The organism is Streptomyces sp. NPDC060002 (genome assembly GCF_042737245.1).
Classification (GTDB): Bacteria; Actinomycetota; Actinomycetes; order Streptomycetales; family Streptomycetaceae; genus Streptomyces.
On sequence record NZ_JBHWUW010000059.1, the window covers coordinates 31977 to 44666 of the forward strand.

The following is a 12690-nucleotide window of genomic DNA, read 5'->3' on the forward strand; positions in this document are numbered from 1 at the left end:
GGCGCAAAAAACGGGCCGGGAGACATGGCGCTCCCGGCCCGTTTACGGCACCCGCACGGCCGTACGCTGTTCAGAGTGGCCCGTCCGTATATCGGAATCGGGTCGGTCAAGTTGCCTGTGTGTTAACGCGGTTGATGCGCGTTTGGGTGCCTATGGCGACCCGTCGCCGTGATCGTCCCGCGACTTTCCCGGTGGTTCCTCCGGCGGGACCACCTGCTTCTCCTCCGCGAAGTGACACGCCGAGGCGTGTGCCGCCGGGCCGGTCGCGAGCCGGAACTCCGCCGGGACGGCCAGCGTCGGCACCTCCAGCTCGCACCGCTCCCGCGCCTTCCAGCAGCGGGTGCGGAAGCGGCAGCCGGAGGGGATGTTCGTCGGGGACGGGACGTCGCCCGCCAGGATGATCCGCTCCCGGTGCTCCCGCGCCTCCGGGTCCGGTACGGGGACCGCGGACAGCAGGGCCTGGGTGTAGGGGTGCGTCGGGTGGTCGTAGATCTCGGCGTCGCGGCCGATCTCCACGATCCGGCCGAGGTACATCACCCCCACCCGGTCCGAGATGTGCCGCACGATCGAGAGGTCGTGGGCGATGAAGAGGTAGGAGAGGTCGAACTCGCTCTGGAGCCGGTCCAGCAGGTTGATCACCTGCGCCTGGACCGAGACGTCCAGCGCGGACACCGGCTCGTCGGCGACGATCACCTCCGGGCGCAGGGCCAGCCCCCGCGCGATGCCGATGCGCTGCCGCTGGCCGCCGGAGAACTGGTGCGGATAGCGGTTGATGTACTCGGGGTTGAGCCCGACGACGTCCAGCAGGTCCTGGACCTTCCTCCGCCGGTCGCCCTTGGGTGCCACCTCGGGGTGGATCTCGTACGGCTCCCCGATGATGTCGCCGACGGTCATGCGCGGGTTGAGCGAGGTGTACGGGTCCTGGAAGACCATCTGGATGTTGCGCCGGACCGCCCGCAGCGCCTTGCCCGACAGGCCGGTGACGTCCTCGCCCTTGTAGCGGATCTCCCCCGCCGTCGGCTTCTCCAGGTTGACCAGCATCTTGGCGACCGTGGACTTGCCGCAGCCGGATTCCCCGACGATGCCCAGGGTCTCGCCGCGGTGGAGGGTGAAGTCGACGCCGTCGACGGCCTTGACCGCGCCGACCTGCTTCCTGAACAGGATGCCCTGGGTGAGCGGGTAGTGCTTGACCAGCCCGCTCACTTCGAGGATCGGCTCGGCCGGTGCGGAACTAGCCATGCAGGCACTCCCTCCAGAAGTGACACGCGCTCGTGCGGTCCGCGTCGGCCCCGACGGACCCACCGGACCCGCCGGACCGGACGCCCTCGGCGGCCTCGCCGGCTTCGTCGACCTCGTACAGCGGGGGTACGTCCGTACGGCACACGTCCCGGGCCATCGGGCAGCGCGGGTTGAAGGCGCAGCCGGGCGGGATGTGCATGAGGTTGGGCGGCAGGCCCTTGATGGCGTAGAGCTCCTGGCCCTTCTGGTCCAGGCGCGGGATGGAGTCGAGCAGGCCGCGGGTGTAGGGGTGGGCCGGCGCCTTGTAGATGTCGTGGACGGGGGCCGACTCGACGATCCGGCCCGCGTACATCACCGCGATCCGGTCGGCCACGTCCGCGACCACGCCCAGGTCGTGGGTGATGAGGATCAGGCCCATGCGGAACTCCCGCTGGAGCTCCGCGAGCAGGTCCATGACCTGGGCCTGGACGGTGACGTCGAGGGCGGTGGTGGGCTCGTCGGCGATGATGAGCGCCGGCTCCAGGGCCATCGCCATCGCGATCATGATGCGCTGGCGCATACCGCCGGAGAACTGGTGCGGGTAGTCCCTGACCCGTTCCCGGGCGCCCGGGATACGGACCCGGTCCATCAGCTCCACGGCCTTGGCCCGCGCGTCCTTCCTGGACATCCCCCGGTGCACGACGAACATCTCGCCGAGCTGGTCGCCCACCGACAGCACGGGGTTCAGGGACGACAGCGCGTCCTGGAAGATCATCGCCATCTCGGCGCCGCGGACCTTCCGGCGCTCCTCCTCCTTGAAGCGCAGCAGGTCCTTGCCGCGGAAGAGGATCTCGCCTCCGGTGATCCGGCCGGGCGGCATGTCGAGGATGCCCATGATCGCCTGGGCGGTGACGGACTTGCCGGAGCCGGACTCGCCGAGCACGGCCAGGGTCTCGCCCGCGTCCACGCCGTAGCTGACGCCGTTGACGGCCCTGGCGATGCCGTCCCGGGTGCGGAACTCCACGTGCAGGTCGCGTACTTCGAGCAGCATCCGGCCGTCACCTCAGCTTCGGGTCGAGGGCGTCGCGCACCGCGTCGCCGAGCATGATGAACGCCAGGACCGTGAGGGCCAGGGCGCCCGAGGGCCACAGCAGGGCGTGCGGGGCGTTGCGGATGTAGGGCGAGGCGGCGGAGATGTCGATGCCCCAGGAGACGGTCGGCGGCTTCAGTCCGACGCCGAGGTAGGACAGGGTCGCCTCCAGCGCGATGTACGTGCCGAGCGCGATGGTCGCCACGACGATCACCGGGGCGACCGCGTTCGGCGCGATGTGCCTCAGCAGCAGCCGGGAGTGGGAGGCGCCCAGGGCCCGGGCCGCCTGGACGTAGTCGTTCTGTTTGGCGGTGATCACCGAGCCGCGGGCGATCCGGGAGATCTGGGGCCAGCCGAGCAGCACCATGAACCCGATGACCGGCCAGACCGTATTGCTGGTCACCACGGAGAGGAGGACCAGGCCGCCGAGGACGACCGGGATGGCGAAGAAGATGTCGGTGATCCGGGACAGGACCGAGTCCCCCACCCCGCCGAAGAACCCGGCAAGACCGCCCAGCACGCTGCCGAACAGGGCGACGCCGAACGTGGCCAGGAAGCCGACCGTGACGGACGTACGGGCGCCGTAGACCGTGCGGGTGTAGACGTCGCAGCCCTGGCCGTCGAAGCCGAACGGGTGGCCGGGCTGGGAGCCCTCCTGGGCCTTGGCGAGGTCGCACTTGAGGGGGCTCAGCCAGGTGATGGCCGAGGGCCACAGGGAGATGAAGACCAGGAAGGCGATGACCAGGCCGGAGATGATGAAGACCGGGTTGCGGCGCAGGTCCCGCCAGGCGTCGGACCAGAGGGAACGGGCCTTCTCGGACGGCCCGGTGCCCTGCGGCCCGCCGCCGGGCGTCTTCTCGAGGGTCTCCCCCTCCGCCGTGGCCAGGTCCATCGTGCCGCCCATGCCGGTGTCGGCGATGGCGCCCTCCTCCGGGGTGCGGCCCGCGCCCGGCAGATGGTGCTCCGGCGGCATCGGCTCAGGCATAGCGGATCCTCGGGTCGAGTACGGCGTACAGGAGGTCGACGAGCAGGTTGGCCACCAGGAAGACCAGGACGAGGACGGTCACGAAGCCGACGACGGTCTGCGTGTTCTGGCGGAGGATCCCCTGGTAGAGCTGGAAGCCGACGCCGTGGATGTTGAAGATGCGCTCGGTGACGATCGCGCCGCCCATCAGGGCGCCGATGTCGGTGCCGATGAAGGTGACCACCGGGATGAGGGAGTTGCGCAGCAGGTGCCGGGTGACGACCCGGCGGCGGGGCAGCCCCTTGGCGACGGCCGTCCGGACGTAGTCGGACCGTCTGTTCTCCGCGATGGAGGTGCGGGTCAGCCGGGTGACGTAAGCCAGGGAGACGGAGGCCAGCACCAGGCCCGGCACGATCAGCTCACCGAAGGTGGCCTCCGAGGAGACCGACGGTTTGATCCACCCCCATTCGACGCCGAGCAGCAGCTGGAGCAGCAGGCCGGTGACGAAGGTGGGGACGGAGATCACGACGAGGGTGAGCAGCAGGACCCCGCTGTCGACGGGCCGGCCGCGGCGCAGACCCGTCACCACGCCGAGGGTGATGCCGATGACGATCTCGAAGACGATCGCGACGATCGTCAGCCGGATGGTGACCGGGAAGGCCGTGGCCATCAGCTCGGTGACCGGCTGGCCGTTGAACGCCGTACCGAAGTCTCCGGTGAAGACGTTCCCCATGTAGGTCAGGTACTGCTGCCAGACGGGCTTGTCGAGGCCGAACTCCTTCTCCAGCTGGGCGGCGGTGGCCGGGTCGCACTGCCGGTCACCGCAGAGACCCGCGACGGGGTCGCCCATCACGTTCACCATCAGGAAGATCAACAGCGTGGCGCCGATGAACACCGGGATCATCTGGAGCAGACGCCGGATCACATACCGGCCCATGGCGGGTCAGCTGACCTTGATCTCGTTGTAGACCGGGACGGAGAACGGGTTGAGCTTGACGTTCGAGAGCCGCTCCGCGTAGCCGGCGCTGCCGTTCTGGTACCAGAGCGGGATGGCGGCCATGTTGTCCCGGACGACCTCTTCGGCCTGCTGGAAGGTCTCCACCGCCTTGGCGGTGTCGGTCTCGGCGTTGGCCTGGTCGACGAGCTTGTCGAAGTCCTTGTCGGACCACTTGCCGTCGTTGGAGGAGGCGTTCGTGTAGTAGAGCGGCTGGAGGAAGTTCTGGATGAGGGGGTAGTCCATCTGCCACCCCGCCCGGAAGGGTCCGGTCATCTTCCGGTCGCCGATCTGGGTGCGGAAGTCCGCGAACGTGCCGACCGGGTTGCCCACGCAGGCCTTGTCGTTGTCGAGGGCGTTGTTGATCGAGTTGCAGACCGCGTCGACCCACTGTTTGTGCGATCCGGTGTCCGCGTTGTATGTGATCTTGACCTGGCCGCCGGGCAGGCCGCCGCCCTCCTCGACGAGCTTCTTCGCCGCGGCGGGATCGTATTCGCAGGCGTCCCCGCACAGGCCTTCCTTGAAGCCGCCCTCCTCGCCGAGCACCGGGGAGGTCCAGTCGGTGGCGGGGGTGCGGGTGTTCTGGAAGATCGTCTCGGTGATCTGCTTGCGGTCGATCGCCCGGGAGAGTCCGGTGCGGACCTTGTCCGAGCCGGTGGTGTTCCATTTCTTGTCGTAGAAGGGGAAGGCCAGGGTCTGGATGATGCCGGCGGGGGTGTTCAGATAGCGGTCGCCGAGGTCGTTCTTGACGTTCTTGAGCTGGGCCGCGGGCACGTCGTCGACGAGGTCGAGGTTGCCGGCCAGCAGGTCGGTGTAGGCGGTGTTGTTGTCGGTGTAGACCTTCAGGGTCACGCCACCGTTCTCCGCCTTGTCGTCGCCGGGGTAGCCGTCCCACTTCTTCAGGGCCATCTGGGAGCCCTTGGTGTAGGAGTCGATCGTGTACGGCCCGTTTCCGATCGGTTTCTTCACCCAGTTCGCGTGGTCGGTGAAGAAGGCCTGGGGCAGCGGGGCGTAGGCGGGGTAGCCGAGGGTGTCGGGGAAGGTCGAGAACTTCTGCTTGAGCTTGACGGTGAAGGTCTTGTCATTGACGACCTTGAGCCCGGAGAGGACGTCGGTGGTCTGCGAGCCACTGGCGGGGTGGGCCGCGGTGTAGCCGTCGATGTACTCGAAGAAGTAGGCGTTCTTCTGGTTGTTCTTCAGACTCGCGGCGTAGTTCCAGGCGGTGACGAAGGATTTCGACGTCACTTTTTCGCCATTGCTGAACGTCCAGCCGTCCTTGACGGTGATCGTGAAGTTCTGGGAGTCCGTGGTCTCGATCTTCTCGGCCAGCATGTCCTCGGCCGCGCCGGTCTCCGGGTTGTACTTCTTGAGGCTGCGGAAGATCATGTCGAGGACCTTGCCGCCCTGCACCTCGTTGGTGTTGGCGGGCTCCAGCGGGTTCTGCGGGTCTCCCCAGGAGGAGCTGAGCACCGCCCCGCCCTCGCCGCCGCTGCCGCTCCCCCCGCCCCCGCACGCCGTCGCCGCGAGTGCTGCCGCCGCCGCGCATGCGGCCCACTTGGCGTGCGTGGCTCCACGCATGGATGCCTCCTCATTGACCGCGCTTTACCCGAGCGCTGTGCCGTCAGCACCGAAGCACTGATCCATTACCGGCAAATATCAACTTAAAAGGTGCATAGCGCACACGGGCCGCGCCCAACGGGAGGCCCTCGCGGGGCTATTCGGGGGACGGCGCGAGTCCGCCGGACGCCGGCAGCAGGATCCTGGTGGGGGGTCGAAAAGGATCTTCTTCGCAGGTCACAATGGATCTCCGGTGCAGTGCGCAACGGATCTCCACCATCCGATGCAGAACCGTTGGATTGTGACCCCGAGATGTACGCATTCCGACACCCTGGCGTCCGAATATCGAACTCATTGCCCGTTTCGCGCAGTTGGTCCGAATTCAGACACGGAACGATCACGGCGCGCTACACGCGTAGCTACGATATGGTCAAGTCCAGGTAAAGAAAGTAAAGAGAAGACCAAGGGAGACCAGAATTTATTGACCTTGAATGAATTGCGTTGAAAAAGTCCGGCGTAGCCCGTAGGGAGTGCCCTGCGGAGTCATCAGACCCTCCCTTGGGCCAGGAGCACCATGACCCCCCCAACTCCATCAGCGGCCGCCCCGCTCGAGGTGACCGACGAGAGCGTCGAGAAGTCACCTACGCCCTCCACCCACAAGGGCAGCGAGGGCCGCTCGCCCGGACGACTGGCGTGGAACCGCTTCAAGCGGGATCGCACGGGCGTCATATCCGCGTGCATCGTGAGCTTCTTCTTCGTGACCGCCGTCGCCGCTCCGGTGATAGCCAAGCTGTACGGCAAGGACCCATACACCACCTACGCCAGTCAGCGCCCCGAGCTGCTGAACCCCTTCGCGTACCCGTCGGGCCCGAACGGCGGCATGAGCCCCGAGTTCTGGTTCGGCATCGAGCCCCAGCTCGGTCGTGACGTCTTCACCTTCCTGCTCTACGCGATCCGCAACTCGCTGGGCATAGCGCTCGCCGCCACCGTGCTCACCGTGGTCCTCGGTGTGGTCATCGGCACCACCGCGGGCTACCTCGGCGGCAAGACGGACTATCTCGTGGGTCGGGTCATCGACATCCTGCTGTCGTTCCCGTCCACACTCTTCTTCATCGCCTTCATGCCGGTCGTGTTCGGGCTCTTCGTCGCCCCCGACGAGGAGATCCCGACCTGGCTGCGGGCCACAGCTCTGATCATCGTCCTTTCCGCCTTCGGGTGGGCGTCCATCGCCCGACTGCTGCGCGGCCAGGTACTGGGCCTGCGTGAACGGGAGTTCGTCGAGGCCGCGAAGGTCACGGGCGCATCACCGGGGCGCATCGTCTTCAAGGAGCTGCTGCCCAACCTGTGGACGCCCATCATCATCCAGACCACGCTGATGCTCCCGGCGTACGTCACCGCTGAGGCGGGTCTCGCCTTCCTCGGAGTCGGCATGATCGACCCGACCCCGGACTGGGGCGTCATGATCGCGCGGGGTGCAAGTTTCTACACCGAGGACCTCACCTTCATGCTCTTCCCGGGCCTGTCCATGGTGATCTTCGTCCTCGCGTTCAACCTGCTCGGCGATTCGGTGCGTGACGCACTCGACCCCAAGTCCAAGCGCTAGCTCCGGCCCTCTTCAGGACCACGGCAAGGACGCCGGGGTGCCGGATCTCTCTCATCACTCCCACTTCAAGGCAGGCAGCATGTCCTTCTCGCGCAGAAACTTCCTCATCGCCACCGGCGTCGCCGCGGCGTCGACGTCGGTGCTGAGCGCCTGCAGCAGCGGCGACGAGGGGGGCTCCTCGCAGGACAAGGCCCCCAAGGTCACCGGGGCCAAGACCGTCGAGATCCCGGTCGGCACCAAGGCCGACTCCACCGGTCCGGCCGCCGAGGTGACGGGCGCGGTCAAGGGCGGGACGATCTACTCGCTCCAGCAGTTCGACATGGACCACATGGACCCGGCGCAGATCTACGTCTCGACCGAGGCCGCCATCACCGTGCCGATCATGCGCGGTCTGACCGGCTACAAGCTGGACGCCAAGGGCAACGCCACCCTGGTCGGCGACGCCGCGACCGACGCCGGCACCATGAAGGACGGCGGCAAGACCTGGACCTTCACGCTGAAGGACGGTCTGAAGTGGGAGGACGGCGTCGAGATCTCCTCGGACGACCTCCGCCACACCTTCGAGCGCCTCTTCGCCACCTTCGTCACCGAGGGCCCGCGCTACGTCCAGGACTTCCTGGTGGGCGGCGACAAGTACAAGGGCCCGTACGAGGGCAAGAGCCTCGCCTCCATCGAGGTCGACGGCAAGACCATCACCTTCCGTCTCAATGAAGCCCGCGCCGACTTCAACTTCACGCTCGCGATGCGCGCTTACTCCTTGGTGCCGAAGAAGCACGACACCAAGGAGAAGTACGACAAGCAGCCGATCTCCTGCGGCCCGTACAAGGTCGAAAGCCGCAACATCGGCAAGTCGATGACCTTCGTGCGCAACGAGCACTGGGACCCGAAGACGGACTCGATCCGCAACGCCTACCCGGACAAGTACATCTTCCAGATGGGCTACGAGCTGGTGGCGTCGACCGACCGCTGGATCGCGGACAAGGGCACCGACCAGTACGCGGTGCCGATCTTCAACGAGGTCGCGCCCGAGCGCATCGCCCAGGTCCTCACCAACGCCGATCTGAAGAAGCGCGTCCTCACCGCGGTCGACACGGTCACCTACTACTGGCCGATCAACATGACCCGCATCAAGGACCTCAAGGTCCGCCAGGCCATCAACTACGCCTGGCCGCACCAGCAGCTGCAGACCATCGGCGGCGGTGTCTACAGCCAGGAGATCGCCACCACGATCTTCGCCCCGGTGACGCCCGGCTACACCAAGTTCGACCTGTACGGCGTGGACAAGAAGCCGGGCGGCGACCCGGCGAAGGCCAAGGCCCTGCTGAAGGAGGCCGGCAAGGTCGGCCAGAAGCTGGTCATCGCCTACCAGCAGTCGGACACCGCGGTGAAGACCGCCGTCGCCATCAAGCAGGCGCTGGAGGCGGCCGGCTTCGAGGTCGTCAACAAGCAGGTCGACAAGTCGACCTTCTACACCCAGATCGGAAAGATCGACAACGACTTCGACCTGTTCGCTGCCGGCTGGAGCCCGGACTGGCCGGGCGGTTACTCGCAGTTCTACCCCTGCTGGAGCGGCAAGAACATCGGCGACGGCCGCAGCAACTACGCCCAGCTGAACGACCCGAGCGTCAACAAGGCCATCGACGCGGCTTCTCAGATCGCGGACCCGAAGGAGGCCAACAAGGCCTGGGGCAACATCGACAAGATGATCATGGAGCTGGCCGCGGTCGTTCCGGACTACCACAAGATCCGCAACTACCTGTACGGCTCCAAGGTCGGCAACGTCATCTGGGACAGCGCCAACACCTGCGTCGCGCTCTCCAAGCTCTACGCCAAGAAGTAAGCGCACGCCCCATGGGGGTGGCCGTCACCATGGCCACCCCCCTGCGGCCCACCCCCCTCTCCTTACCGCGGCGACGGCGCCCCGTCCGGAAAGTCACGCCTCATGTTCCGCTTCCTCGTCCGCCGAGTCACCGGCGCGCTGGTCATTCTGTTGATCATCAGCGCCATCACCTTCTGGCTCTTCTACGCCGTGCCGCGTGACCCCGCCATGATGTCCTGCGGCAAGAACTGCACGCCTCACGACCTCGCGCAGATCCGGAAGAACCTGGGCATCGACCACTCCATCCCGGTGCAGTACTGGTACTGGCTGAAGGGCGTCTTCGCCGGTCGCGACTACGCCGGTTACGGGTACTGCGACGCGCCCTGCTTCGGCTACTCCTTCGCCAACAACGTGCCGGTCTTCGAAACGATCAAGGACCGCCTGCCGACGACCCTCTCGCTCGCCTTCGGCGCGGCCGCCGTCTTCCTGGTCCTCGGTGTCGGCGCGGGCATGCTCGCGGCTCTCAAGCAGGGCAAGTTCCTGGACAAGTTCGCCAGTTCGGCGTCGCTGCTCGGCTCGTCGCTGCAGATCTACTTCGTCGGCTACATCGCGATGTACTACTTCGTCGCACAGCTGGGATGGCTCGACCAGCCGTCGTGGACCCCCTTCAGCGAGGACCCGGTCGCCTGGTTCTCCGGACTGCTGCTGCCCTGGCTGGTCCTGGCGATCATCTTCACCGCCAACTACACGCGTATGACCCGCTCCCAGCTCGTCGAGCAACTGAGCGAGGACTACGTCCGCACCGCCCGCGCCAAGGGCCTGTCCCGGGCGAACGTGTTCTTCCGGTTCGCCTGGCGCGGCGCGATGGGCCCCATCGTCACGGTGTTCGGCATCGACCTCGGCACGCTGATCGGCGGCGCCATCATCACCGAGCAGACCTTCAGCCTCCCGGGCATCGGCCGGCTCGCGGTCAAGTCCGTGGACCAGAGCGACCTGCCCATGCTGCTGGGCGTGACCCTCCTGGCCGCGGGCGCCATCGTGTTCTTCAACATCATCGTCGATGCCGTCTACGCTCTCATCGACCCGCGGATCCGGCTCGCCTGACCTCCGCCAAGCCCCCTACCTCTCGCATCACCCCCAGGAGCGTCCCCGTGACGAGCACCGATCAGCAGCCCTTCCTCTCCGTCAGGGACCTGAAAGTCCATTTCTCCACCGAGGACGGCATCGTCAAGGCCGTCGACGGGCTCTCCTTCGACCTGCTGAAGGGCAAGACGCTCGGCATCGTGGGCGAGTCGGGCTCCGGCAAGTCGGTCACCAACCTGGCCATCCTGGGTCTGCACGACCGCGACCGCACGGCGATCGAGGGCGAGATCCTGCTGGACGGCAAGGAGCTGCTGACCGCCTCCGAGAAGGAGCTGGAGCGGCTGCGCGGCAACAAGATGTCGATGATCTTCCAGGACGCGCTGGCCTCGCTGTCGCCGTACCACACGGTCGGCAAGCAGATCAGTGAGGTGTACCGCAAGCACACCGGCGCCTCCAAGAGCGAGTCGCGGGCCCGGGCGATCGAGATGCTGAAGCGGGTCGGGATCCCGCAGGCGGAGGTCCGGGTGGACGACTACCCGCACCTCTTCTCCGGCGGTATGCGCCAGCGCGCGATGATCGCCATGGCTCTGGTCTGCGACCCGGAGCTGCTGATCGCCGACGAGCCGACCACGGCTCTCGACGTGACCGTGCAGGCGCAGATCATGGACCTGCTCAAGGACCTCCAGCAGGAGTTCGGCACCTCGATCGTCTTCATCACGCACGACCTGGGCGTCATCGCCGACATCGCCGACGACGTCCTGGTGATGTACGGCGGCCGGTGTGTGGAGCGGGGCACCAAGAGGGAGGTGCTGCGGAGTCCGCAGCACCCCTACACACTGGGCCTGCTGAGCTCGATGCCCAACCTGGAACACCCGGTGGACATCCCGCTCAACCCGATCCCCGGTTCGCCGCCCTCGCTGCTGAACCCGCCGTCGGGCTGCCGCTTCCACCCCCGTTGCACCTTCGCCGAGAAGGTCGAAGGGGGCCTGTGCTCCAAGGAGCAGCCGCCGCTGGAGGTCACGAACGGCCGGGGTTCCGCCTGCCACCTGACCGCCGACCAGCGCGCCGAGTTCTTCACCGACCTCGCCGGCAGCGCCGCGAACTGACGTACAAGAGACGGGATTTCACCCCCATGAGCAACACCACTCCCCTCCTGGACGTCTCCGGGCTCACCAAACACTTCCCGATCAAGGGCGGCTTCCCGATCCGGCGTACGGTCGGTGCCGTGCAGGCCGTCGACGGGCTGGACTTCCAGGTCGCCGAGGGCGAGAGCCTGGGTCTGGTCGGCGAGTCCGGCTGCGGCAAGTCGACGACGGGCCGGCTGATCACCCGGCTCCTGGAGCCGACGGGCGGCCGGATCTCGTACCGCGGCCAGGACATCACGCACGCGGGCCGCAAGCAGCTGGCGCCGATCCGCTCCGAGATCCAGATGATCTTCCAGGACCCCTACGCGTCGCTGAACCCGCGCCAGACGGTCGGCAAGATCATCTCCGGGCCGATGGAGATCAACGACATCCACCCGGCCGGCGGGCGCGAGGCACGCGTGCGCGAGCTGCTGGAGATCGTGGGTCTCAACCCCGAGCACTACAACCGCTTCCCGCACGAGTTCTCCGGCGGCCAGCGCCAGCGCATCGGCGTCGCCCGCGCGCTGGCCCTGGACCCGAAGCTGATCGTGGCCGACGAGCCGGTCTCCGCGCTCGACGTGTCGATCCAGGCCCAGGTCGTCAACCTGCTCCAGAAGGTCCAGCAGGAACTCGGCATCGCGTTCCTCTTCATCGCCCACGACCTGGCCGTCGTACGGCACTTCTCGCATCGGGTGGCCGTCATGTACCTCGGCCGCATCGTCGAGATCGCCGACCGCGAAGACCTGTACGGCAACCCGCGCCACCCCTACACCCGGGCGCTGCTGTCCGCCGTTCCCGAGGCCACCGTGCAGGACGAGGGAGTCCCGGGCCGTGAGCGCATCCGCCTCGTCGGTGACGTGCCCTCGCCCATCAACCCGCCCTCCGGCTGCCGCTTCCGCACCCGCTGCTGGAAGGCGACGGAGAAGTGCGCGAGCGAGGCGCCGCCGCTGGTCCAGGTCGAGGGCAACAAGCCCGGCCACCTGACGGCGTGCCACTACCCCGAGACGGCTGACGTGCCGGCCACCGTGCCGGCTCCCCGTCTCGCCAAGGACCCCGAGGCGGCGGCCTGACACACCCCTTTCGTCAGCCGCCCCCTTCCGGAGCGGACTTTCTCGGCCCATTGACCCGAGCCCATGAACGTCCGGTCCAGGGGACGAAGGCCCGCGCTCACCCGGCGCGGGCCTTCACTCGTCCCCGCGCCCCTGGTGGGCCCTGCGGGGCCCGCAGGGCCCACCCTG

General features: G+C 67.3%; 10 protein-coding genes. 5 read left to right on the forward strand and 5 right to left on the reverse strand.

Annotation, left to right across the window (positions count from 1 at the left end; genetic code table 11):
- Positions 1-150 precede the first annotated feature (150 nt).
- Genes ACFWBD_RS34755 through ACFWBD_RS34775 form a run of 5 tightly spaced genes read right to left on the reverse strand, consistent with a single transcriptional unit; the run spans position 151 to position 5844 of the window.
- Positions 151-1239 (reverse strand): ABC transporter ATP-binding protein, encoded by a 1089-nt coding sequence (locus ACFWBD_RS34755; protein ID WP_385675867.1) that lies wholly within the window; start codon positions 1237-1239, stop codon positions 151-153.
- Positions 1232-2269: an ABC transporter ATP-binding protein gene (locus tag ACFWBD_RS34760; protein ID WP_385675870.1), complete on the reverse strand. Its 1038-nt coding sequence runs from the start codon at positions 2267-2269 to the stop codon at positions 1232-1234. Before ACFWBD_RS34760 ends, ACFWBD_RS34755 begins: the two co-directional genes overlap by 8 nt.
- Positions 2270-2276: 7 nt before the next feature.
- The gene (locus ACFWBD_RS34765) at positions 2277-3281 is read right to left on the reverse strand and encodes an ABC transporter permease (RefSeq protein ID WP_385675898.1); all 1005 of its coding nucleotides are present in this window, start codon (positions 3279-3281) and stop codon (positions 2277-2279) included.
- A gap of 4 nt (positions 3282-3285) precedes the next feature.
- Positions 3286-4209, reverse strand: coding sequence for an ABC transporter permease (locus tag ACFWBD_RS34770; RefSeq protein ID WP_385675873.1), 924 nt, complete (start codon positions 4207-4209; stop codon positions 3286-3288).
- Positions 4210-4215: 6 nt separating this feature from the next.
- Positions 4216-5844: an ABC transporter substrate-binding protein gene (locus ACFWBD_RS34775; protein WP_385675876.1), complete on the reverse strand. Its 1629-nt coding sequence runs from the start codon at positions 5842-5844 to the stop codon at positions 4216-4218.
- A 553-nt stretch (positions 5845-6397) separates the two neighbouring features.
- Between ACFWBD_RS34775 and ACFWBD_RS34780 the strand changes: the two genes are divergently transcribed.
- The 5 genes from ACFWBD_RS34780 (at position 6398) to ACFWBD_RS34800 (ending at position 12522) form a co-directional block, all read left to right on the forward strand.
- Positions 6398-7426, forward strand: coding sequence for an ABC transporter permease (locus ACFWBD_RS34780; protein WP_385675879.1), 1029 nt, complete (start codon positions 6398-6400; stop codon positions 7424-7426).
- 79 nt (positions 7427-7505) lie between these two features.
- On the forward strand, positions 7506-9266 hold the full coding sequence (locus ACFWBD_RS34785) for an ABC transporter substrate-binding protein (protein WP_385675901.1): 1761 nt from the start codon (positions 7506-7508) through the stop codon (positions 9264-9266).
- A gap of 102 nt (positions 9267-9368) precedes the next feature.
- A complete protein-coding gene (locus ACFWBD_RS34790; protein WP_385675882.1) occupies positions 9369-10349 on the forward strand; it encodes an ABC transporter permease in 981 nt (326 codons plus the stop codon).
- A 47-nt stretch (positions 10350-10396) separates the two neighbouring features.
- Positions 10397-11434: an ABC transporter ATP-binding protein gene (locus ACFWBD_RS34795; protein WP_385675885.1), complete on the forward strand. Its 1038-nt coding sequence runs from the start codon at positions 10397-10399 to the stop codon at positions 11432-11434.
- Positions 11435-11460: 26 nt separating this feature from the next.
- Positions 11461-12522, forward strand: coding sequence for an ABC transporter ATP-binding protein (locus ACFWBD_RS34800; protein WP_385675888.1), 1062 nt, complete (start codon positions 11461-11463; stop codon positions 12520-12522).
- Positions 12523-12690: the final 168 nt, after the last annotated feature.